Annotated in this window: 20 protein-coding genes and 1 pseudogene; 9 read left to right on the top strand and 12 right to left on the bottom strand. The window is 71.9% G+C overall.

Annotated elements, in window-relative coordinates; all coding sequences use genetic code 11:
* Window positions 1–733 precede the first annotated feature (733 nt).
* Window positions 734–1918, top strand: coding sequence for a cytochrome P450 (locus tag ABZ459_RS23010; protein WP_357973455.1), 1185 nt, complete (start codon window positions 734–736; stop codon window positions 1916–1918).
* Between the two features lie 35 nt (window positions 1919–1953).
* Here the strand turns inward: ABZ459_RS23010 and ABZ459_RS23015 are convergent, their stop codons facing one another.
* The 4 genes from ABZ459_RS23015 to ABZ459_RS23030 form a co-directional block, all read right to left on the bottom strand.
* A complete protein-coding gene (locus ABZ459_RS23015; protein ID WP_357973458.1) occupies window positions 1954–2775 on the bottom strand; it encodes a hypothetical protein in 822 nt (273 codons plus the stop codon).
* Window positions 2776–2865: 90 nt separating this feature from the next.
* Complete coding sequence (locus ABZ459_RS23020; protein WP_357973462.1) at window positions 2866–3486, bottom strand: hypothetical protein; 621 nt, start codon at window positions 3484–3486, stop codon at window positions 2866–2868.
* Window positions 3383–3994 (bottom strand): sigma factor, encoded by a 612-nt coding sequence (locus ABZ459_RS23025; RefSeq protein ID WP_357973465.1) that lies wholly within the window; start codon window positions 3992–3994, stop codon window positions 3383–3385. The genes ABZ459_RS23020 and ABZ459_RS23025 overlap by 104 nt, the downstream gene beginning before the upstream one ends.
* 98 nt (window positions 3995–4092) lie before the next feature.
* The gene (locus ABZ459_RS23030; RefSeq protein ID WP_357973468.1) at window positions 4093–4932 is read right to left on the bottom strand and encodes an LLM class flavin-dependent oxidoreductase; all 840 of its coding nucleotides are present in this window, start codon (window positions 4930–4932) and stop codon (window positions 4093–4095) included.
* A 76-nt stretch (window positions 4933–5008) separates the two neighbouring features.
* Between ABZ459_RS23030 and ABZ459_RS23035 the strand changes: the two genes are divergently transcribed.
* The gene (locus ABZ459_RS23035; RefSeq protein ID WP_357973471.1) at window positions 5009–5482 is read left to right on the top strand and encodes a MarR family winged helix-turn-helix transcriptional regulator; all 474 of its coding nucleotides are present in this window, start codon (window positions 5009–5011) and stop codon (window positions 5480–5482) included.
* 10 nt (window positions 5483–5492) lie between these two features.
* On the opposite strand, the gene ABZ459_RS23040 is transcribed toward ABZ459_RS23035, so the two are convergent.
* The 4 genes and pseudogenes from ABZ459_RS23040 to ABZ459_RS23055 form a co-directional block, all read right to left on the bottom strand.
* Window positions 5493–6332, bottom strand: a complete 840-nt coding sequence (locus ABZ459_RS23040) for an SRPBCC family protein (protein WP_357973474.1) — start codon at window positions 6330–6332, stop codon at window positions 5493–5495.
* Window positions 6325–6882, bottom strand: coding sequence for a helix-turn-helix domain-containing protein (locus ABZ459_RS23045; RefSeq protein ID WP_352324016.1), 558 nt, complete (start codon window positions 6880–6882; stop codon window positions 6325–6327). The genes ABZ459_RS23040 and ABZ459_RS23045 overlap by 8 nt, the downstream gene beginning before the upstream one ends.
* 143 nt (window positions 6883–7025) lie before the next feature.
* Window positions 7026–8047, bottom strand: a pseudogene (locus ABZ459_RS23050) (IS5 family transposase).
* Window positions 8048–8116: 69 nt separating this feature from the next.
* Window positions 8117–9145, bottom strand: a complete 1029-nt coding sequence (locus tag ABZ459_RS23055; RefSeq protein WP_357973477.1) for a GDP-mannose 4,6-dehydratase — start codon at window positions 9143–9145, stop codon at window positions 8117–8119.
* Between the two features lie 266 nt (window positions 9146–9411).
* Here ABZ459_RS23055 and ABZ459_RS23060 point away from each other — a divergent pair, with 266 nt between their 5' ends.
* From ABZ459_RS23060 to ABZ459_RS23070, 3 genes are read left to right on the top strand one after another with little or no spacing between them, the layout of a single operon-like run.
* The gene (locus ABZ459_RS23060; protein WP_357973480.1) at window positions 9412–10683 is read left to right on the top strand and encodes a glycosyltransferase family 4 protein; all 1272 of its coding nucleotides are present in this window, start codon (window positions 9412–9414) and stop codon (window positions 10681–10683) included.
* A gap of 46 nt (window positions 10684–10729) precedes the next feature.
* Window positions 10730–11440 carry a methyltransferase domain-containing protein gene (locus ABZ459_RS23065; RefSeq protein ID WP_357973483.1) on the top strand — a complete coding sequence of 237 codons (711 nt, stop codon included), beginning with the start codon at window positions 10730–10732 and terminating at the stop codon, window positions 11438–11440.
* Window positions 11437–12492: a prenyltransferase gene (locus ABZ459_RS23070; RefSeq protein ID WP_357973486.1), complete on the top strand. Its 1056-nt coding sequence runs from the start codon at window positions 11437–11439 to the stop codon at window positions 12490–12492. The genes ABZ459_RS23065 and ABZ459_RS23070 overlap by 4 nt, the downstream gene beginning before the upstream one ends.
* 24 nt (window positions 12493–12516) lie before the next feature.
* Here the strand turns inward: ABZ459_RS23070 and ABZ459_RS23075 are convergent, their stop codons facing one another.
* From ABZ459_RS23075 to ABZ459_RS23085, 3 genes are read right to left on the bottom strand one after another with little or no spacing between them, the layout of a single operon-like run.
* Window positions 12517–13146 (bottom strand): hemerythrin domain-containing protein, encoded by a 630-nt coding sequence (locus tag ABZ459_RS23075; protein ID WP_357973489.1) that lies wholly within the window; start codon window positions 13144–13146, stop codon window positions 12517–12519.
* A 34-nt stretch (window positions 13147–13180) separates the two neighbouring features.
* Window positions 13181–16411: a BTAD domain-containing putative transcriptional regulator gene (locus tag ABZ459_RS23080; RefSeq protein ID WP_357973492.1), complete on the bottom strand. Its 3231-nt coding sequence runs from the start codon at window positions 16409–16411 to the stop codon at window positions 13181–13183.
* A gap of 48 nt (window positions 16412–16459) precedes the next feature.
* Window positions 16460–17764: an amidohydrolase family protein gene (locus ABZ459_RS23085; protein WP_357973495.1), complete on the bottom strand. Its 1305-nt coding sequence runs from the start codon at window positions 17762–17764 to the stop codon at window positions 16460–16462.
* A 156-nt stretch (window positions 17765–17920) separates the two neighbouring features.
* Here ABZ459_RS23085 and ABZ459_RS23090 point away from each other — a divergent pair, with 156 nt between their 5' ends.
* Complete coding sequence (locus tag ABZ459_RS23090) at window positions 17921–18967, top strand: DUF1702 family protein (RefSeq protein WP_357973498.1); 1047 nt, start codon at window positions 17921–17923, stop codon at window positions 18965–18967.
* Here the strand turns inward: ABZ459_RS23090 and ABZ459_RS23095 are convergent.
* On the bottom strand, window positions 18964–19593 hold the full coding sequence (locus ABZ459_RS23095) for a class I SAM-dependent methyltransferase (protein WP_357973523.1): 630 nt from the start codon (window positions 19591–19593) through the stop codon (window positions 18964–18966). The two genes, ABZ459_RS23090 and ABZ459_RS23095, sit on opposite strands and share 4 nt — an antisense overlap.
* 85 nt (window positions 19594–19678) lie before the next feature.
* Here ABZ459_RS23095 and ABZ459_RS23100 point away from each other — a divergent pair, with 85 nt between their 5' ends.
* The 3 genes from ABZ459_RS23100 to ABZ459_RS23110 are packed head-to-tail and all read left to right on the top strand — an operon-like array spanning window position 19679 to window position 21430.
* Complete coding sequence (locus tag ABZ459_RS23100; protein ID WP_357973501.1) at window positions 19679–20131, top strand: pyridoxamine 5'-phosphate oxidase family protein; 453 nt, start codon at window positions 19679–19681, stop codon at window positions 20129–20131.
* Complete coding sequence (locus ABZ459_RS23105) at window positions 20128–20319, top strand: ferredoxin (protein WP_352324009.1); 192 nt, start codon at window positions 20128–20130, stop codon at window positions 20317–20319. Before ABZ459_RS23100 ends, ABZ459_RS23105 begins: the two co-directional genes overlap by 4 nt.
* 22 nt (window positions 20320–20341) lie before the next feature.
* Window positions 20342–21430: a Zn-dependent alcohol dehydrogenase gene (locus tag ABZ459_RS23110; protein WP_357973504.1), complete on the top strand. Its 1089-nt coding sequence runs from the start codon at window positions 20342–20344 to the stop codon at window positions 21428–21430.
* The last annotated feature ends 104 nt before the right edge of the window (window positions 21431–21534 follow it).

Raw genomic sequence — 21534 nt, forward strand, 5'->3', positions numbered from 1 at the left:
TACGGGTGAGGGGCTGTACCGAAGGGCGCAGGTCCGTACGAGTTAAGGCATGCCCAGGGCGCAGGCCTTTCGCGGATGAGGGGCCGTACCGGAGGGTGCAGGTCCCTACGGGTGAAGGCATGCCGGGGTGCGGACCCATGCGGGCAACGGACCGTCGTACCAGGGGTGCAGGTCCCATACGGGTGGAGGGCCATACCGTGGGTGCAGGCCCTACGCGGGCGAGGGGCCGGTACCGGGGGGCGCCGGTCCCATACGAGTGAGGGGCCATACCCAGGGTGCAGGCCCTACGCGGATGAGGGGCCGTACGGGCGACGGGCCGTACCGGAAGTGCAGACCCATGCGGGCATGCGAGCGCTGCCTGCCAGATGCGCCTTGTAGTTGCGGCGTGCTCCGGCTCGGACCCGCGCTCCGGCATGAGCCAACGCTCGGGAGCGGGCTCGGGAGCGGGCTCGGGAGCGGGGGCAGGGGCGGGCTGTGGGGCCGGGCTCTGGGGCGGGCTGTGCGGCGGGAGCGGGAGCAGGGGCAGGGTGGGGCAGTGCTGTGGTGCTTGGTTTGGGGGGGACGGGTGGGGAGGTGTCGAGGGTGAGGGGGTTGTCTGCGGCGGGGGTTATGGCGGGGGTGTCTGGATGGTGGGGATGGTGGCGGGGTGGGGCTACTTGACGGGCGTACAGTGGCGTAATAGAACACGTTTCAGTACGAATAAACCAAGCGCTTGATCAAGAGGTGACCGCGCGTGCATATCGACCTCGTCGACAGGGACCGTTACGCGACTTCCGGCCCACCCCACGAACAGCTCGCCTGGCTCCGGGCCAACTCCCCCGTCCACTGGCACGACGGCGAGCCCGGGTTCTGGGCGGTCACCCGCTACGAGGACGTCGTGCACGTCTCCCGCCACTCCGACCTGTTCTCCTCGGCCAAGAAGCTCGCCCTCTTCGACGAGATGCCCGAGGACCAGATCGCCCTCCAGCGGCTGATGATGCTCAACCAGGACCCGCCCGAGCACACCAGGCGGCGCTCCCTGGTCAACCGCGGCTTCACCCCCCGGACGATCGGCGCCCTCGAACAGCACATCCGCGATATCTGCGACGACCTGCTCGACAAGTGCTCCGGCGAGGTGGACTTCGTCACCGAGATCTCCGCCCCCCTCCCCCTGTACGTGATCTGCGAGCTGCTCGGCGCTCCCGCGACCGACCGCGACAAGTTGTTCTCCTGGTCGAACCGCATGATCGGCGCCCAGGACCCCGACTACGCGGCGACCCCCGAGGAGGGCTCCGGCGCCGCCATGGAGGTGTACGCCTACGCCAACGAGCTCGCGGCGCAGCGCAGAGCCGCCCCCAAGGACGACATCATCACCAAACTCCTCCAGCCCGACGACAAGGGCGAAACCCTCGGCGAGGACGAGTTCGACCTGTTCGTCCTGCTGCTGATCGTCGCGGGCAACGAGACCACCCGCAACGCGGCCTCCGGCGGCATGCTCGCCCTCTTCGACCACCCCGACCAGTGGGACCGCCTGGTGGCCGACCCCACGCTGGCCAGGACAGCGGCCGACGAGATCGTCCGGTGGGTCTCGCCGGTCAACCTGTTCCGGCGCACGTCGATGGCGGACCAGGTGCTGGGCGGGCAGCCCATCAAGGACGGCGACAAGGTCGTGGTCTTCTACTCCTCGGCCAACCGGGACGCCTCCGTCTTCCCGGACCCGGAGGTCTTCGACATCGGACGCACCCCCAACACGCACATCGGGTTCGGCGGCGGCGGCGCGCACTTCTGCCTCGGCAACCACCTCGCCAAGCTGGAACTGCGTGTCCTGTTCGAGCAGCTGGCCAGGCGCCGGCCGCGCATCCGCCAGGTCGGCCCGGCCCGCCGCCTGCGCTCGAACTTCATCAACGGCATCAAGGAGCTCCCGGTCACGATCGCCTGACCCCGCCGAAGCCCTCCTAGGCACCGGGGACGCCCTCACGAGAACCGCCGGTGCCGGGGATGGCGAGCGGTTCCGCGGCGGGCCGCGCGGATCTGGCGCAGGACGCGGACCGTGCCCTCCGGGCCGGGTTGCCAGCCGCGCTCGATCAACGCGTCGGCGACGTGCCGGAGGAGGCCGGCGATCTGGCCGGGGATGACGTCGCGGCGTACGGCGATCACGCGCCAGCCCAGCCGCCGCAGCTCCTCGCGGCGGACGGCGTCACGCTGCCGGTCCGCCGGCGAGGTGTGGTGCTCCTTGCCGTCGTACTCGACCCCCACCTGGTACGGCTCCCACCCCAGGTCGAGGTAGGCGCGCCGGCCGCCGCCCAGGGGCACGGCGAGCTGCGTGGTGGGCCTGGGAAGGCCGCCGTCGACGAGGACGACCCGCAGCCAGCTCTCCCGGGGCGAGGCGGCGCCCCCGTCGGCCAGGCTGAGCGTGTCGCGCAGCCGCCAGGAGTTGAGCGGACGACGCCACAACGCCTCCATGTCGACGCCCCGCCGCGCGAACTGGTCGAGCGCCGCCACCGCCTCCGGACGCGGCAACGACCGGGCGCAGTCGAGGGCCGTGCGCGCCATGGTGGTAAGCCGGACGCCCTGGTGGGCGGTGACGTCGTCGGCGGGCGGTTCGCCCACGTACGTGACGCAGCCGGGGATAGCCAGGTGAGCGGGGGCGATCACCTCCACCGGCCAGTCGGCCTCGGGGACGGAGAGCACGCTCAGGCCCCAGACGTGTGCGGCCGTCTGCCGGCAGACGACGGCCTGCCGGCAGGACCGGGTGATGCGCTCGGCGCGGCCGAGCAACGAGAGTGCGGCGATCACGGGGTCCAGGGTGACGGCCTCACCCCGGCCCCCGCGGAGCCGAACCCCGTTCTGTGGACAACCGTCCGGCAACTCACTCGGCGGTCCGCGTCATCGCGGTGGCTGGTCGGTCCAGCCGGCGGTCACCCATATGAAGCCTCTGCCCCACGACAGGCCCCCGTCGCCGCCGTAGAGGTAGTTCGTCCGGATCACCCGTGCGCTCTCGGGGTCGACCACCATCCTGATCTCCGGCCCGCCGTCGGGGTTGGGGAAGCGCAGCTCCTGCCCGTCCTCGACCTCGCCGTCGTTCTCGACCCCGGGTGTCGCGGCGAGCGCCCGGAACGCCGCGGACCGGACCTCCGGCGGCGCCGGCAGCTCCGAGATCAGCGCGACCAGGGAGAACAGCGGGTCGCCACGCTGCTCGGAGGAGGTCATGGCGCTGGCGAGCCCGGGAAGCGCGGCGATCCGGGACGTCAGCGCCGCAGGCTCCGCCGGCAGCCCTTCGAGCTCGTCGATGCTCACCTCGGCCCCCTTGAGCCTGAGGGGGTTCGGGTCGGGCACGACGACCCCCGCGGGGGCGTCCGGCCGGCCCCTGGACCAGCGCCGTCCGTCCCGCGTGGTCCAGCTCTCACGGGTGGGGATGTCGACGCCGCGGTACTCGCGGGTGACGTGCCAGTAGCGTCCGGCGCCCTCGGGCGTGCGCTCGGCGCTCGCCGCGGCCATGAGCAGCACCTCCTTGCCCGAGGCCGGAGTGCCGGCGGGCGCGATCGCGCCCGTCGCGAGCACGGTGACGACCGCCGCGGCGGCTGCGAGGGCGAGCGCGGGCGCGAGCCATCCGGGCGAGCGCCCTGGCCAGGTACGGCTGCATGCCCTGAGCCGTGACGGAGGCCACGACCCGGTTCTCATGGCCTTCCAGTACGGGTTCCGGGCCCAGCCGGGCCAGCGCCCGGTAGTGGCGGATCTCCTTGCGCCGGTGCCTGGCGATCAGGTTGGTGGCCAGGCCGAACAGCCAGGGCCGCAATCCGCCGCGCTCCGGGTCGAACCGGTCGCGGTGGTCGAAGGCCAGCAGGAACGTCTCGGCCGTGATGTCCTCGGCGATCTGCGTGTCCAGCCGGCCGGCCACGTACAGGTAGATGTCGCGGAAATGGCGGTCGTGCACGAGGGTGAACAGCTCGGGGTCCCGCCGGTACCGGGCGGCCAGCTCGGCGTCGGTCAGCTGTTCGCCCGCTTCGGCGATCACGTTCTCGTCTCCGTCATCAGGCTGCCTTCACGAAGTGGTGGACGGTCACCCATGCTTCGCCGCAGGCCCGGATCGCCTTCCCGGGAGGCCGCCGCCGGTCAGGAGGCCAGTGTGCGCAGGACGGGCAGGACGTCCTCGGCCAGGCGTTCGGCCTGGGCGCGCGGGTCGGGGCCGAGGGGCGTGAAGTTCATCGACGTGAACCCCAGGTCCACGAACGCCGCCAGGCGGTCGGTCACCTCAGCCGCCGAGCCGGCGACCACGCCGTCGCCCTCTGCGGGGGCGCCGATGCGGAAGGTGACGTTGTAGACGCACTCGACGGCGCGACCTGCCGACAGGATCCGGTCCCTCATGACCGCCGCCCGCTCCGGCGGCGCGAACCCCAGGGACGGGATCCAGCCGTCCGCCAGCCGGCCGGTGGCGTCGAGGGCGCGCGGCCCGTACGTGCCCAGCCAGATCGGGATGGGGCTGAGGGGCTTGGGCTCGATGGTGGCCCGATCGGTGCGGTAGCGGGAGCCTTCGTAGGTGAAGTCCGACTCGGCCCAGAGGCCGCGGATGACGTGCACGGCCTCGACCATGCCGTCCACCTTCTCGCGGGGCGTCGGCACCCCGAGCCCGAACGCGCGGAACTCATCGTCGGAGTAGCCGCCCCCGAGGCCGAGGATCAGCCGGCCGCCGGAGAGCCGGTGCAGCGTCTCGGCCATCTTGGCGACCATCGCGGGCGGCCGGTACGGCACCCCCAGCACCCGCGTCGCCACCCTGATCCGCGAGGTGGCGGCGGCCACCCAGGTCAGCATCGTCCACAGCTCGTACGTGGGCTCGCCGCCGCACGGGTGATCCGAGGCCGAGACGAAGTCGAAGCCCAGTTCCTCGGCCGCGCGGGCGTCACCCACGGGATCGGCCCCCGGCACCGCCGACGTCGATATGCCCAGTCCGAACACGACCTGCCTCCTCCGCTTTGGTTTACATGTAAACCTAGAGCGGAGGTCGGTTACACGTCAACTAAACTTCCGGGTCATGGAGCCCAACTGGCTGGACGACGCCGAGTTCCGAGCCTGGATCGGCTATCGCAGGATGCGCCTGCTGCTGGACGCCCACGTCAACCGCGACCTCGCGAGCGATTCGGGGCTGTCGGCCCCCGACTACGACGTCCTGTCCGCGCTGACCTCCACGCCGGGCCACCGATGGCGGCTCACCGCGCTGGCCGACCGCATGCTCTGGTCGAAGAGCCGCCTCTCCCGGCACATCTCGCGGATGGAGCAGCGGGGGCTGGTCACCCGGGAGGGGTTCGAGGGGGACGCGCGCGGGGCCGTGGTCGTGCTGACCGACGGAGGGTTGCGGGCCATCCAGGAGGCGGCGCCCGCCCATGTGGCGTCCGTGCGCAGGCACTTCATCGACCTGCTCTCGCGGGAGCAGATCGAGGTGCTCGCCACGATCGCCGAGACCGTCCTGGACCACCTGCCGGACGGCGAGCAGGACAAACCGGGGTGACCCGGCGCGGTCAGGGCTCGACCCACATCGGACGCCAGTCCGGCACCTCGTGGTAGCGCCGCAGCTCCGCCACCCCGGACAACATCCCGCCCCAGGCCGCGTACGGCGGGCGCTCGGCGTCGAAGCCGCTCTGCACGAGCGTCAGCCGCGTCTTGCCGGCGGACCCGGCGAGCTCCCAGGAGCTCACCCCGGGCCCGCCCCAGTCGACGGAGAACCGGCGCTCCGGCTCCAGCTCCAGCACCTTGGCCGGCGACGGGTCGTTCGCGAACCCGCCCATGGCGAACCGGCCGCCGACGTACGGCTCGATCTCGATCGGCATCCCGAACCACTTGGTCACCGTCTCCGAGTCGACCAGCGACTCGAAGACCTGGGCGGGCGCCGCGTCGATGGTGACCTCGGCGCGCAGCTCGCGCGCGGTGAAGTCGGCGCGCGGCGTGAGCGGGCGGCCCTCGACGTGCTCGGCCAGGCTGGCCAGCACCTGGAACCAGTACGTCTGCAGCACGCCCCGGATGCTGGCGCCGGTGACGACGTCCTGGAAGTCGAAGTGCGACTGCGACACCGAGACGATCGTCGCCGCGTCGCCGTCCTCCTCGACCGCGAGTTCGGCGGTCGTCTCGACGCCGTCCAGCAGCCAGGCGAACCGCACGCCGCGCTCGTCGGCCGACAGGACCCGCTGGTGCGGCGCGTCGCCCTCCGGCGTCGTACGGCCCCAGAACTCGAACCGGTCCGGCAGGTCCACCTCGACGTGCTCGGCCAGCCAGACCCGCGCCGCGACCGGATCGGTGATCGCGTGCCACACCTCCTTGACCGGCGCCTGGACGCGGACCTTCGCGATCATCGGCTCACTCATGCTCTTCTCCCTTGGGGTAACAGGCGACGGCGAGCTTGAAGGCGTCACCCTCAGCGCCGCCGTAACGAGTGAAAAGCTCCTGCAGCATGCCCTGCAGGTCGTTCAGGAACTGCTGGCGGCTCTCCGGACGTACGTGGATCTCTCCGGACAGGCCGATGGACGGCAACTCGGGCGCGTCCCGGTCGAGCGCGGCGATGTCGGCCTGGACCTCCTCCATGAGGTCGAGCAGGTAGCCCAGGCTCAGCTCGTCGCGCGCCTTGCGCAGCCCGATCCGCCCGACCAGCCGCGGCGACAACCAGTACGACCGGGCGCCGGCCTGGTAGATGCCCTCGTGGACGCCGCGCACTTTGCGCTCGGACACCAGCTCCACGAGACCGGCCTCGACCAGCCGTTTGACGTGGTAGTAGACCCGCTGCGGCGTCTGCCCGAGGCGTTCGGCGACCTCCGAGCAGGTACGCGGCTCGGCCAGTTGCCTCAGCACCTCGACCCGCTGGGGCTTGAGCAGCGCCTCGGCCTGCTCGATCTGTTCCAGATACAGGACATCTCTCATCGCAAAAACAATCTTTTACGTAAAAATCCTCTTTGTCAATGGGACAGACCAAGAGCAGCCGTAAGCAGCAAAAAGGCCCGCACCGGACCGGGCGGGCCAGAAGGTGGGGAACCGGCTCTAGAGCCTGTACGGAGTTCGGATCTTTAGGCTGACCGGAGGCTTTGGATCCACAGGACGGCCCCGCGTAGGTACAGGCCGGCCAGATAGCTGTCGGGTGTCTTGTCGAACCGGAAAGCCAGCCCACGCCACTGTTTGATCCGGTTGATGCAGCGTTCGGCCGTGTTGCGCTGCTTGTAGAGATCGGGATCATGGGTGACCGGCCGGCCGCCGGCAGATCCGCGCCTCTTGCGGTTGGCCGCCTGATCGGCCTTCTCCGGAATCACCGCCTTGATCCGGCGTCGACGCAGGTAAGCGCGGTTGCCGCGAGAAGAGTAGGCCTTGTCGGCGGCGACCGCGCCCGGCCGAGTGCGCGGGCGGCCGATCGGTAGCCGGACCTTGATGCGCTCCAGCACCGGGCGGAACTGCGGGCTGTCTCCCGCCTGTCCGGCAGTCAGGACGAAGGACAGCGGCCGGCATCGACCATCAGCCGCCAGATGCACCTTGCTGGTCAACCCGCCCCGCGAGCGGCCCAGCTTGGCCGCCTTCAGCCGGAACCGGTAGCGGCGTCGCAGCCGTCGCCGTTCGTTCCTCCCGTCGTCCCCGTCGTCCCCGTTCTCGTTGTCCCTGCTCTCTTCGTCGCCGGGGTCGCCGTCCGGGGCGTTTTGCCCATTTGGCGTAGCCCCCTTTCCTGATCGACGGCTTCTTCCAGGGCTGCGCTCAGCTCACCGTCCAAGACCATCCCGGCCGCATGATGGTGGGCGCGGACAGTGGTGGAATCGACGCTGACCAGGTCAAGGTCAGCCTGTCCCCGGGCTGCGGCCTCCGCGATCACGGCCTGCATCAGCTGCTCGAACAGGCCGTCCCGCGCCCAGGTACGGAACCGGTCGTATGCGGTGGACCATGGCCCGTACTCGATCGGCAGGTCACGCCACGGGCTGCCGGTACGAAATCGCCACATCACAGCGTTGAACAGCCGCCGCAGATCCGGGATCGGACCCCGCTCACCCAGAGGTAAGTGAGGCTCGATCAAGGACCATTCTTCGTCGGTGAGGTCTCCACGCGCCATGTTCGATGGCCTACCAGGGCCACCGGCCGTACCGCAGGCAATCCCTCTGATCTCAACTCCGTACAGGCTCTAGGGCCAGGAGCTGTCCTGATCGGGGTCGCCGCCGGCGGACAGCAGGCGCAGGTCGCTCTCGACCATCATCGCGACCAGCTCGTCGAACGACACCCGCGGCTCCCACCCCAGCTGCGCCCGCGCCTTCTTCGGGTCGGCGCACAGCAGGTCCACCTCCGCCGGGCGGTGCAGCGCCTGGTCGACCACCACGTGCCGCTCCCAGTCCAGCCCGGCGGCCGTGAAGGCGGCCTCCACCAGCTCCCGCACCGACTTCATCCGCCCGGTGCCGATCACGTAGTCCTCGGGGTTGGCGGCCTGGAGCATCAGGTGCATCGCCTTGACGTAGTCGCCCGCGTAGCCCCAGTCGCGGCGCGCCTCCAGGTTGCCCAGCCGCAGCTCCGTGGCCAGGCCGAGCTTGATCCGGGCCACCCCGAGGGTGACCTTCCTGGTCACGAACTCCGCGCCGCGCCGCGGCGACTCGTGGTTGAACAGGATCCCCGACACCGCGAACATCCCGTACGACTCGCGGTAGTTCTGCGTGAGGAAGTGCCCGTACGCCTTGGCCACCCCGTACGGCGAGCGCGGGTGGAAGGCCGTGCGCTCGTTCTGCGGGGTCTCGGTGACCTGCCCGAACATCTCCGAGGACGAGGCCTGGTAGAAGCGGATCTGCCCCGGGGACGACGATCCCCCGCCCCGCGACACGCCCGAACACACCCGGATCGCCTCAAGCATCCGCAGGACGCCCATCCCGGTCACCTCGGCGGTCAGCTCGGCCTGCTCCCACGACATGGGCACGAACGAGATCGCCCCCAGGTTGTACACCTCGTCCGGCTGAACGCGTTCCACCGCGGAGATCAGCGACCCCTGGTCCAGCAGGTCGCCCCGCACCACCTGGACGTCGGCCAGCAGCTTGCGCATGCGCGAGACGCGCGGATTGGCCTGCCCGCGGGCCAGCCCCCACACCTCGTAACCCTGGTCGAGCAGGTGCTCGGCCAAGTAGGAACCGTCCTGGCCGGTGATGCCGGTGATCAGAGCGCGCCTGGCCAAGGGGTCCTCCAACTATCACGTAGGTACGGTGGCCCGCACCGCGTCCCTTTGGGACGGGAATGTACAGCTAAGCGCCTGGACGCAGCACCAAAGCCCACTAGAACCTGTTCCACCGAACCACGCTCGGTTACCTTAATGTCGCAGTTCGCACGGCCTGTGGAGACTGTTGTGAACAATTCCAGGTGACCTACCGAATGGTAGCCTTCTCGGACTAAGGTCATCTTTCACGGTACACGCCCGCCTCTTGGGGCCTTACCGCAGAAAACATGGGCCTACCGGCGGAGAAAGGGGTGTCCGTGAGCGAGGCGCTGCGGATCGCGCTGCTGTCCTATCGCAGCAAGCCCACCTGCGGCGGGCAGGGCGTCTACCTCCGGCACCTGAGCCGTGAACTGGTCGCGCTCGGCCACCACGTCGAGGTGTTCTCCGGTCCGCCCTACCCCGAGCTGGACGAGGGCGTCGTCCTGCGCGAGGTGCCCAGCCTCGACCTCTACCGGGACGAGGACCCGTTCAGGACCCCGAAGCTGGCCGAGTACCGCGACTGGATCGACCTCCTGGAGGTCGGCACCATGTGGACGGCCGGCTTCCCCGAGCCGCTCACCTTCACCCTGCGCGCCTACCGCGAGCTGAAGAAGCGCGTCGGCGACTTCGACGTCGTCCAGGACAACCAGACCCTCGGCTACGGCCTGCTCGGCATCCAGAAGCTGTTCCCCGTGGTCGGGACGATCCACCACCCGATCAGCGTCGACCGGCGGATCGAGCTGGAGGCCGCCACGGGCTACAAGAAGCTCACCATGCGCCGCTGGTACGGGTTCGTGAAGATGCAGTCCCGCGTCGCCCCCCGGCTCAGCCCGATCCTCACCGTCAGCGAGTCGTCGCTGGCCGACATCCACCGGGACTTCAACGTCCCGCAGGCCAACATGCGGCTGATCCCGCTCGGCGTGGACACCCGCTACTTCCACCCGCGCCCGGACAAGCCCCGCCGCAAGGGCTCGATCGTCGCGGTGGCCAGCGCGGACTCGCCGATGAAGGGCGTGGCCACGCTGCTGCGCGCGGTCGCCAAGCTCGCCACCGAACGCGACGTGAACCTGACCGTGGTCAGCAAGCCCACCCCCGGCGGCCCGACCGAGCGGCTCGTCCAGGAGCTGTCTCTGCAGGACCGGGTGCGCTTCGTCCACGGCATCTCCGACGACGAGCTGGGCGAGCTGATCGCCACCTCGGAGATCTCCGTGGTCCCCTCGCTGTACGAGGGCTTCTCGCTGCCCGCCGTCGAGCACATGGCCTGCGCCACGCCCCTGGTGGCCAGCCGTACGGGCGCGCTGCCCGAGGTCGTGGGGGACGCGGCCGTCCAGGTCCCGCCGGGCGACGCCGAGGAGCTGGCGGCCGTGCTGCGCCGCCTGCACGACTCCCCCGAGGAGCGCGAGCGGGTGGGCAAGGCCGGCTACGACCGGGTCATGGAGCGCTACACCTGGCACGTCGTCGCCAAGCGGACGGTCGAGGCGTACCGCGAGGCGATGGCGGCGCACAAGGGCCGCCGCTGACCCCCGAACGAAAAGCCCCAAGAGCTGATCAAGGAGAAGCGACAAAGTGCTGACCGTGGACTTCGACCGGCTCCCCGTGGGCCCCGGCGTGCGCGTGCTCGACCTGGGCTGCGGCGGCGGCAGGCACGCCTTCGAGGTGCTGCGCCAGGGCGCCGACGTCGTCGCCTTCGACATGGACCAGGCCGAGCTGGACAACGTGGCGGCCATGTTCGTGGCGATGGACAAGGCGGGCGAGGTACCGCTGGGCGCGACCGGCGACACCGTCCAGGGCACGGCGCTGGACATGCCGTTCGAGGACGGCGGCTTCGACCGCGTCATCGCGGCCGAGGTGCTGGAGCACATCCCCGACGACATGACCGCCATGCGGGAGATCTTCCGCGTGCTCAAGCCGGGCGGCACCGCGGCGATCACCGTGCCGAGCTTCCTGCCCGAGCGCATCTGCTGGGCCCTGGACGAGGACTACCACACCGCCCCCGGCGGCCACGTGCGGATCTACACGCTGGCCGAGCTGTCGGCCAAGCTCAAGTCCGTCGGCTTCGAGATCGGCCCGCACCACCACGCCCACGGCCTGCACGCGCCCTACTGGTGGATCAAGTGCGCGGTGGGCGTCAACAACGACGACCACCCGGTCGCCAAGGCGTACCACGAGCTGCTGGTGTGGGACATCATGAAGCGCCCGGCCGCCACCAGGATCGCCGAGGCGCTGCTCAACCCGCTCATCGGCAAGAGCGTGGTCCTCTACGTCAAGAAGCCATGATCTCCCGCGAGGAGGTCGTCCGCACGGCCCTCAGCATCGCGGCCATCCAGCAGGACGACGGCGGCGTGCCCTGGCCCGAGGGGCACGTGGACGCGTGGAACCACGTCGAGTGCCTGATGGGCATGTGCGTGGCCGGGCTGGCCGAGCCGGTGCGGCGCGGCTGGGAGTGGCTGGCCCGCCACCAGCGCGCCGACGGCTCCTGGCCGATGAAGCTGCTGGACGGCGTGGCCACCGAGGCGGGCGGCGAGTCCAACCACGCCGCCTACGTCGCCGCCGGCGTCTGGCACCACCATCTCGTCACCGGCGACCGCGAGCACGCCGAGCGCCACTGGCCCATGGTCAAGGCCGCGCTCGACTACGTGGTGGGCCTGCAGAGCGAGCGGGGCGAGATCGTCTGGGAGCGGGACGCCCACGGCCGGGCGGCGGCGTACGCGCTGCTGACCGGCTGCTCCTCGATCCACCAGGGCCTGCGCTGCGGCGTGCTGCTCGCCGACCACCTGGGCGACCCGCAGCCGCACTGGGAGCTGGCCGCCGACCGGCTGGCCCACGTGTTGTCGGCGCACCCGGAGGCGTTCGCCGACAAGAGCCGGTTCTCGATGGACTGGTACTACCCGGTGCTGGGCGGCGCGGTGCGCGGACGGCAGGCGTTCGAGCTGCTGGAGCGCGAGTGGTCCACGTTCGTGGTGCCGGGGCTCGGCATCCGGTGCGTGTCCGACCAGCCGTGGGTGACCGGGGCCGAGACGTGCGAGCTGGTGCTGGCCCTGGACGCCATGGGCGACCGCACGCGGGCCGCCGCGCTCTTCGCCGACGTGCAGCACCTGCGGCACGAGGACGGCTCGTACTGGACCGGCTGGCAGTTCGTCAACCGCAAGCACTTCCCGCACGAGCGCTCCGGCTACACCGCGGCCGCGGCCATCCTCGCCGCGGACGCGTTGCAGCGCCTGTCCCCCGGTTCCGGGCTGTTCCGCGACATCGCGGGCACGTCGGTGTCCGATCCGGAGGCGTGCGGGTGCGTGGAGCGTCAGTCCTTCAGGTCGGCGCCCCCGGGCTGACCCGGAGAGCAACCCGGAGGCGGGTCATCCGAAGACCTGCGCGCAGCGCCGCTCGTACGCCCGCCGCCAGCTCAGCCGGTACAGCACCCGCAGCGGCAGCGGCGCGGTCGCGAAGATGTGGGCGCGCTGCTCCTCGTCGGCCGCGTCGAGGGTCCAGGCGGCGACCATGGGCAGCTCGCGCCCATGGCTCCTGCTGACCGCCTTGCCCGCCTCCTCCCACCACTCGGGGCTGACGTGCGCGCGGATCAGCGGGACGATCCGCGATTCCTCCAGGTCGAGGTGGGCGTTGAGCAGCGTGTGCAGCGCGCGCAGGTCGGCGGCCTGCTCGGCGGGCGGGCGGCGGGGGCCGGTGAGCCGTTCGATCACCTCGTCCATCTCCTGGTGGTCGGACTCCAGCCGGTCCAGGACCTCGGTGGCCTCCGGGGCCAGCGAGCGCAGCAGGGGCCAGATGTTGGCGTCCTCGTCGGAGTGGTGGTGGTGCAGCGCGCGAAGCTGCATCGCGGTGTGCTCGTCGATGAGCGCCCTGCGGCTCCCGTCGCCGGGTGGGCAGCGGTCGAGCGCGTCGGCCAGGCGGCCGAAGTCGCGGCGCAGCGCGCGGTGGAAGGCCAGGAACAGCACGAGGTCGGGGCCGTTGCGGATGGTGTCTGTGGTCATGCTCCCACGATCGGCCCCACCTCTTCAGGGCGACTCAACGCGTACTTGAGACGCGCTCCGCCCACCACGTCAGCCCGGCTCCCGCACAGCGCGCGGCGGCCCGGTCGAAGTGGGCGCGGCGGGCGTCCCGGTCCTCGGCCAGCAGGCCGAGGAAGTAGCCGACCGGCCCGGTGGGGAAGGTGGCCTGCCCGATCGCCAGGCGGTCCTCGTACGGCAGCAGCCGCCGGTAGATCTGCCGGCATCCCGCCGCGTCGCCCATCGCCCGCCTGGCCAGGCCGGTGTAGCAGAGCGAGGGCAGCTCGCCGAAGTCGCGCGGCATCGCGTGCCAGGGCTCCCGCATGACCGGCGGCTCCCCGGCGTACACCGCCGACAGGACGCGGACGAGCTGCCGGTGCCCCGGGAACGGCGAGAACCGCTCGATCAGGTCCTCCTCGACCGGCCGCCCGGCGAACAGGTCCACGGCCACCAGCACCGAGGCCAGCGCCGACCGCGTGTGCCACAGGTTCAGCCGCTCCCCCGCCTCGGCCGCCGTGGTGTACGCCTCCTCCGCCCCCGCCACGTCGCCCTCGACGAGCCGCCGCGAGCCGAGGTAGAGCAGGTGCTGGAAGCGCGGCCAGGGCAGGTCGAGCCGTTCGATCAGCAGGCCGGCCCGGTGGGCGGCCTCGTCCGCGCCGCGCACGTCGTACAGCTCCAGGCGGGTGCGTTCCTGGATGAGCCGGCCGAGCAGTTCGAAACCGAGCAGGCCGAGGCCGGTCAGCTCGGTGGCGATGCCGTCCAGCTCGTGCATGCGTTCGGGGAGCTGGATCCCCTGGTAGCGGGCGTTCAGGGTGATCGCCAGCAGCCGCCGTCCCGCGCCGTTCGCGGTGAGCCTGCGGGCCATCGCCAGGGCCTCGGCGGTGGCGGTGTCGCAGCGCGGGTCCGCCGAACCGTCGTAGCGTTCCATGCCCAGGCAGCCCAGCAGGCGGCAGCGCAGCTCGGAGTCGCCTTCCGGAAGCCGGTCGAGGGTGGTCTCGATGCGCTCGACCACGTCCAGCTCCACGTCGCCGTAGGTGTGGAACTTCCACAGACCGGGGGCTTCCAGGCTGGTCAGCGCGCGGGCGGCGAGCTCGGGATCGCCGGTCCTGTCGGCGGCGCGCACGGCGTGGCCGCGCGTCTCGCGGGCGCCGTAGCCGTCCCCGGCGTCGAGCTGGGCCCGTACCAGGCTGAGCAGCAGCTCCACGTGGCGGACCGGGTCGGCGCCGGGCAGCCGTCCGTGGGTCTCGGCGGCCCACCGCCACCAGGTCACGGCGTCGTCGTACGCGTGCCGCCCGGACGCCTGCCCGGCCGCCGCCGTGGCCCACCGTACGGCGTCGGCGGCTGCCGCCGGGCCCGCGGCCAGGGCGTGCGCGGCCAGCGCGGTCAGGTCGGCGGCCGGACGGCGTTCGAGCGCCCTGAGCACGGCCAGGTGCAGCTCGGTCCTGCGTCCGGCGGGCAGGTCGGCGTAGCACGTCTCCCTGACCAGGTCGTGGGCGAAGGCGTGCTCCTCGTCCAGCAACCTCAGCCCGACCGCCGCCGCCACCGCCTCCTCGACCAGCCGCACGCCGCCGTCCGCGGCCGGTTCGCCGGCCCGGGGGGTGCGGCCGGCCGTGTCCAGGGCCTCGGCCAGCAGCAGGGCGTCGGTGGCCTCGCCCGCCACCGCCGCCACCTCCAGTACCGCCCGGTAGGGCTCGGACAGCCGCCGCGACCGCTGCCGCAGCACGTCGGCGAGCCCTTCGGGAACCGCGCTGAGCGCCCGCGGCAGCCCTTCGTCGGCGGCCAGGCGCAGAGTCTCGCGGACGAACAGCGGGTTGCCCTTGGTCCGCTCGGCCAGCGCGCCGGCGTGGGCGGCGTCCAGGCCGGACAGCTCGGCCACGGCCGCGGCGTCGAGTCCGGCCAGCGGCAGCCGCAGCGCGCCGGCGCGGGCGACCATGGCGAGCGCGTCGTACATGGCGCCGGTGCCCTCGCCCGAGCGCACGGTGATGAGCACGGCGACCCGGCCGTGCTGGAGCCGGGCGAGGTCGGCGAGCAGGCCGAGCGAGGCCGCGTCGGCCCATTGCAGGTCGTCGAGCAGCACGAGCAGCGGCCGGTCGGCCGCCAGCGCGGCGAGGTAGCCGACCACGGCGCGGTGCAGCCGGAACCTGGCCTCGCCCGCCTCGGCGTGCTCCTCGGGCGCGGCGTCGTCGAGCAGCCGCCCGAGCGCGCCGGACACGGCGGCCTCGGGCGGCACGCGGGCGGCCAGGTCGCGGACGATCTGCTGCCACGGCCACAGCGGCGGCGCGCCTGACATCTCATGACAGTGCCCCCAGGCCACGAGCCAGCCGTCCGCCTCGCGCCCGCGCGCGAACTCCTCGGCCAGCCACGTCTTCCCGATGCCCGGCTCCCCGGACAACACCGCCAGCCGGGTACGGCCGCCCGCCACGTCGGCGGCCAGCAGCGCCAGCCGGGCGAGCTGGCCGGATCGTCCCACGACCACCCGGTCCGGCTCCGCCGTCCGGACCGGCCGCGTCAGCTCCACGACCGGGCGGGTGACCACCTCGCCCAGGGCGGCGTCCTGCGTGAGGATCATCGACTCCAGCCGCTGGATGCCGTGGCCCGGGTCGAGCCCCAGCTCCTCGGCCAGGTGGCGGCGGGCGGCGCGCAGGGCGTCCAGGGCGTCGGCCTGGCGGCCGAGCCGGTACAGGGCGCGGGCCAGGGCCTCCCACAGGCTCTCGCGCAGCGGATGCGCCCTGGCCAGCGACTCCAGCTCGGCCACGGCCGCCGGGTCGGGCCCGGCCGTGACCAGGCCCTGCTCGCGCACGTCCAGGCACGCCTGTTCCAGGCGTTCGATCTCCGGCCGCAGCCACGGCACGTCCGCGAACTCCTCGTACGGCGTGCCGTGCCACAGCCGCAGGGCCTCGTCGTAGGCGCCCAGGCCGGCCAGGCGGGTGAACTCGGCGGCGTCCAGCCAGTGGGCGCCCAGGGCGTACCCTGGCGGCCGGTTGACCAGGACGGCCGAGGGGGCGCGCGGCGCGCGTCCGGGTTCGAGCAGGCGGCGCAGGTTCGAGACGTAGCTGTGGAGCGTTCCCGTCGCGCGCGGTGGCGGGTCGCCGTCGTACAGGCTCTCCAGGAGCGCGTCGACCGAGACGGTGGCGCCCCTGGCGATGATGAGGCGGGCCAGCAGCAGCCGTGGCCGCGGCCCGCCGACGTCGATCGGGAGGTCGTCGAGGGAGGCCGAGAAGGGGCCGAGAACGCGGAACATCACCGCCATGCGGGGATTCTCGCACGATCACCAGAAATTGCCCCCGTGCCGGAAATATCAGCTTCCGAACACCTCTGGGGCCGCGTGCCGCAGCCGGTCCAGGCTGTCGCGGGCCGCGTCGAGCGCCTTGCGTACCGGGCCGAGCAGCACGCCGTCCCGCTTGACCGGCTCGCCGTCCACCAGGACCGTGCGGACGAGACCGGGGTGCGCGGCGAGCACCACCGCCGCGGCCGGGTCCACCACGGGGGCCAGGCCCACGGTGTCGGCGGCCACCACGATGACGTCGGCCCGCTTGCCGGGCGTCAGGCTGCCGGCGCGCTCGCTCGTCCCGGTCGCGGCGGCGCCGCCGGAGGTGGCCATGGCGAGCACGTCGCGGGCGGTCAGCGGCTCGGGGCGCCCCGACTGCCGGTGCTGGGCCAGGGCGGCGCGCATCTGCGCGAACAGGTCGCCGGACGTGGCGATCCCGGTGTCCACGCTGAGCCCGGCCACGACGCCGGCCGCCTTGAGCCGTCCGGTGGCGGGCGTCCCGAGGCCGGGCATGGTCTGCTCGATCAGCGGCGACACGCTCGCGGTCACGCCCAGGTCCGCGGCGCGCTTCAGCTCGTCGTCGGCGCAGCCGGTCGCGTGCACGAGCGTGACGGTCTCGTCGAGCAGGCCGAGCTCGTCCAGCCGGGTGACGCTGCCGGCGTTGCTCAGGTGCATCGTCGTGCGCAGGCCGAGCGCGCGGGCCAGTTCCAGGTCGCGCCTGGTCGCTTCGAGCCTGGACAGCTCGGGGCCGCGGGCGGCCAGCGCCATCGTGACGCGGCCGTGGTCGTCGGGCAGCGCCGCGCGCACCCGGTGGACGTCGTCCGGCAGCGGCTCGTCGCTGTCCACGACCCACCTCATCGGGTCGGTCTGCGGCCAGCCGTAGGCGAACACGCCCCGGATGCCGCTCTCCTGCAGCGCCTCCACGGCGGCGTCGGCGTGCTCGGGGGTGTTCTGGATGTGGGCCCAGTCCACGAGCGTGGTGATGCCGGCGTCCAGGGCGGCCAGCGCGCCGAGCAGCGTGGCGGCGCGCACGTCCTCGGGGCCGATGGCCGGGCCGAGCCGCACGAAGGCCGCGCCGGCGTAGTCCATGAGGCTCCAGTCCAGGCCGAAGTGCCTGGTGGCGGACTGCCAGGTGTGCCGGTGGGTGTCCACCAGGCCGGGGAGCACGATCCCGCCGGTCGCGTCCACGACGGCCGCGGCCTCGGGCCGTTCGCCGGCGGGCAGCACGTCCGCGATGAGCCCGTCCCGTACGGCGATGGTCGCGGGCCCGTCGGGTACGGCCGGGTCCATGGTGATCAGGTGGCCGCCGATGATGACGAGGTCGTAGGGGGGCATCTCTTCTCCTCCTGGTCCGTTCGGGAACGTCCGTAGTTCTCGCACGTCCCGCTTGTGGGCCACTGAAGAGGCGGGTTTGAGTCGGGGCCAAGTGACGCAAGGGCTTTTGCGGGTTCTTTGCCGGGGACATCCGGTGCGCCGCCGGTGAACGGCGCAATGGGGTTACTAGCTTCGTGTCTGGCCGTAGGAGGCGTCTTCGGGGGAAGCGTGGGCGACACGGGCACAACAGCGTTCTTGGACCAGGTCAGGATCGAGCCGACACTGTCCCCGGCGAGGGGGCTGCGGAGGTTTCTGGCCAAGGATCCTTCGGAGTCCGATCTGGGCCTGCGCAGGTTCCGGCTGCGCCCCGGGACTCCCCGGACAGTCTTCACGGATTCCGAGAAGTCGTACGTGTTCGGCTTCAACGCGGTGATGTCGCGGGAAGTCGAGAAGATCGAAGACCTCTCACCCGAGCAGCGGCCTTTCGGCCACGAGGGCGCGGCGGCCGCCTGCACCGTCCTCGACCTGCTCACCTTGACCCGGGGCCGGCGCCTTCACGAGCTACTGGCCGGCCCCGCCCAGCATCACCGCCACGCCGCGTACGTCGGCGCCGGACGCGGCTACGCGCTGCTGCGGCTGCGTCCGGTCTGGGGCGCGCGGCGGGCGCACCCGCTGATGCGCTGGCTGGCCGTGGACGGGTTCGGCTTCCAGTGGAGCCTGTCGCGCGCCGACCGCATGGTGGGCCGCAGGAGCATGCCCGACCTGCTCACCCGGGCCCACTGCGCGGTCTTCGACCAGGGCCTCGGCCGGCTGCTGTGGTACCACGACTGCGCCTCGCCGGACGACGTCGGCGCGCGCATCGCGGGCTTCCCGGCGAGCCGGCGGGCCGACCTGTGGAGCGGCGTGGGGTTCGCGGCCACGTACACGGGCGGCGCCGACAGCGACGAGCTGTGGTGGCTGACCGAGCACGCCGGCGCCGACGGTTTCCGCGCCCACCTGGCCCAGGGCTGCGCCTTCGCGGTCACGGCGCGGCTGCGGTCGGGGGCGCTGCCGGACCACGCGCGGCTGGCCGTGCCGATCCTGGCCGACGCCGCGCCCGACGAGGCGGCCGCCTGGACCGACCAGGCGCTGCTGGCCCTCGGCCACGACGCCCACACCCACGAGGACTTCCAGCGCTGGCAGGCCCACACCCGCCGGTCGTGGAACCGCCGTCACCGGCGCTAGACGCCCTGGCCGACGCGTTCGAGCACGCGCAGCGAGCCCTCGGCCGACACCTCGCGGAAGGCGCCCGACTCAAGGGCCCGCAGGTAGACCCGGTAGGGGGCCTGCCCGCCGTCGGCCGGGTCGGGATAGATGTCGTGGAAGACCAGCGCGCCGCCCTCCATGACGTGCGGCGCCCAGCCCTCGTAGTCGCGGGTCACCGGCTCCTCGGAGTGGCCGCCGTCGATGAAGAGCATGCCGAGCGGCGTGTTCCACAACGCGGCCACCCGGTCGGACCGCCCGACGACGGCGATCACCTCGTCCTCCAGCCCGGCGGCGGCGATGGCGGCGCGGAAGAAGGGCAGGGAGTCCATCTGCCCGAAGCGCGGGTCCATCAGGGCCGGGTCGTGGTGGGCCCAGCCGGGCTGGATCTCCTCGGAGCCCCGGTGGTGGTCGACGGTGACGACCACCGAGCCGGTGTGCCGGGCCGCCGCGCCCAGGTAGATCGCCGACTTGCCGCAGTAGGTGCCGATCTCGCAGAGCGGCCCCAGGCCGCCGTACCGGCAGGCCGCCTCGAACAGGGCCAGCCCCTCCTTCGGCGGCATGAATCCCTTGGCGTGCTGCGCTGCCTGCAGCAGCTCCGGCGGCATCGTCATAGGCATGCACCCTAGCCGAACCGAACAACATTCCAGGGACCTCTTGCCGTGCTTCTTTGCAACCTGTTCTACTTGGCACGTGAATCAGCGCGCTCGTATCGCGATGTCCGACGACGAGGTCACAGCGTTCCTGGAGGGTTCGCGCAAGGTCCAGCTCGCGACCATCAACCCCGACGGGACGCCGCACCTGGTGACCATGTTCTACGGGCTGGACGAGGGCCGCATCGCCTTCTGGACGTACGGCAAGGCGCAGAAGGCACGCAACCTGGCCCGCGACCCGCGGGTGAGCTGCTTGGTCGAGGCGGGCGACGACTACGACCAGCTCCGCGGCGTCCTCGTGTACGGCGTCGCCGAGCAGGTGGACGACCGGGACCGGGTGCTCGACATCGGCATGATGATCGCGCGCAGGATGACGCCGGGCGTGCCGGACGACCTGCTGACCCCCTATGTCGAGCAGACCGGCAGAAAACGGATCGCCTACGTCGTCGAGCGCACCAAAGTGGTCTCATGGGATCACAGGAGGCTCACATGAAGGTCAAGGTCGACGAACTGGTCTGCGAGGCCAACGCCGTGTGCATGGGGCTCGCGCCCGAGGTCTTCGAGGTGGACGACGACGACCAGCTGCACATCCTGCTCCCCGAACCACCCCCCGAGATGCAGGACCGCGTCCGCAGCGCGGTCAGGTCCTGCCCGAAAGCCGCCCTGTCGCTAGAGGACTAGCCGTAGCCGGAGGAGGAACCCCATGCGCGCCGCGATCCTGCACGCCGTAGGCAACGACAAGCTGGACATCCGCGACGACATCACCCTGGCCCCCGTCGGGCCGACCGATGTCCGCGTACGGATCAGAGCCACGGGCGTGTGCCACTCGGACCTGTCGGCCATGTCCGGCGTGCTTCCGCAGCCGGTGCCGCTGATCCCGGGCCACGAGGGGGCGGGCGAGGTGGTCGAGGTGGGCGAGCACGTCACCTCGGTCGCGCCGGGCGACCACGTCGTGATCAGCTGGCGCCCGGCCTGCCAGTCCTGCGACCTGTGCGTGGGCGGGCAGCCGTACATGTGCATGAAGTACGTCATCGAGTCCTTCAGCAAGGGCAACTTCCGCTTCGGCGGCGACAACGCGACGGCGTTCGGCATGGCGGGCTGCGGCACCTGGGCCGAGGAGGTCATCGTGCCCTGGCAGGGCGCGATCAAGATCGACGACGACGTGTCGTGGGAGGCGGCGGCCCTGATCGGCTGCGGCATCACGACCGGCGTCGGCGCCGCGATCAACACCGCCAAGGTGCGTCCCGGCTCCACGGTCGTGGTGATCGGCTGCGGCGGCGTCGGCCTGTCGGTCATCCAGGGCGCCCGCGTCTCCGGAGCCAGGACGATCCTCGCCGTCGACCCGCTGGAGTCCAAGCACGCCCTGGCCAGAAAGGTCGGCGCGACGCACGCGGTCACGCCCGAGCAGGTCCCCGAGGCCCTGAACGAGCTGACCGGCGGCAGCGGCTTCGACTACGGCTTCGAGGTCGTCGGCAAGTCGGCGACCATCCAGAGCGCCTGGCAGCTCACGCGGGCGGGCGGCGACGTCATCGTGGTGGGCGCCGGCGCGCTGGACGACATGGTCTCCATCTCCGCCTTCAGCCTGCTGTTCGAGGGCAAGAAGCTGCTGTCCAGCCTGTACGGCGAGGCCGACGTGCGGCACGACTTCCCCTACTTCGCCAAGCTCCACAAGGCGGGACAGCTCGACCTGGAATCGCTGATCAGCGCCCGCATCCGGCTCGGCGACCTGAACGACGCCGTCGCGGCCCTGCGCGGCGGCGAGGTGCTCCGCCAGATCGTCATCATGGACTAATGGGACCTACCGGGTCGGCCTCGCTGGCAGACTCGGTGCCTGGTAGCCGCTGGTGAGTGAGCACTCTCGTCGACCGGACTTCGAGTCCTAGGGTCAGATCGTGC

The organism is Nonomuraea sp. NPDC005692, assembly GCF_040631115.1.
GTDB lineage: Bacteria > Actinomycetota > Actinomycetes > Streptosporangiales > Streptosporangiaceae > Nonomuraea.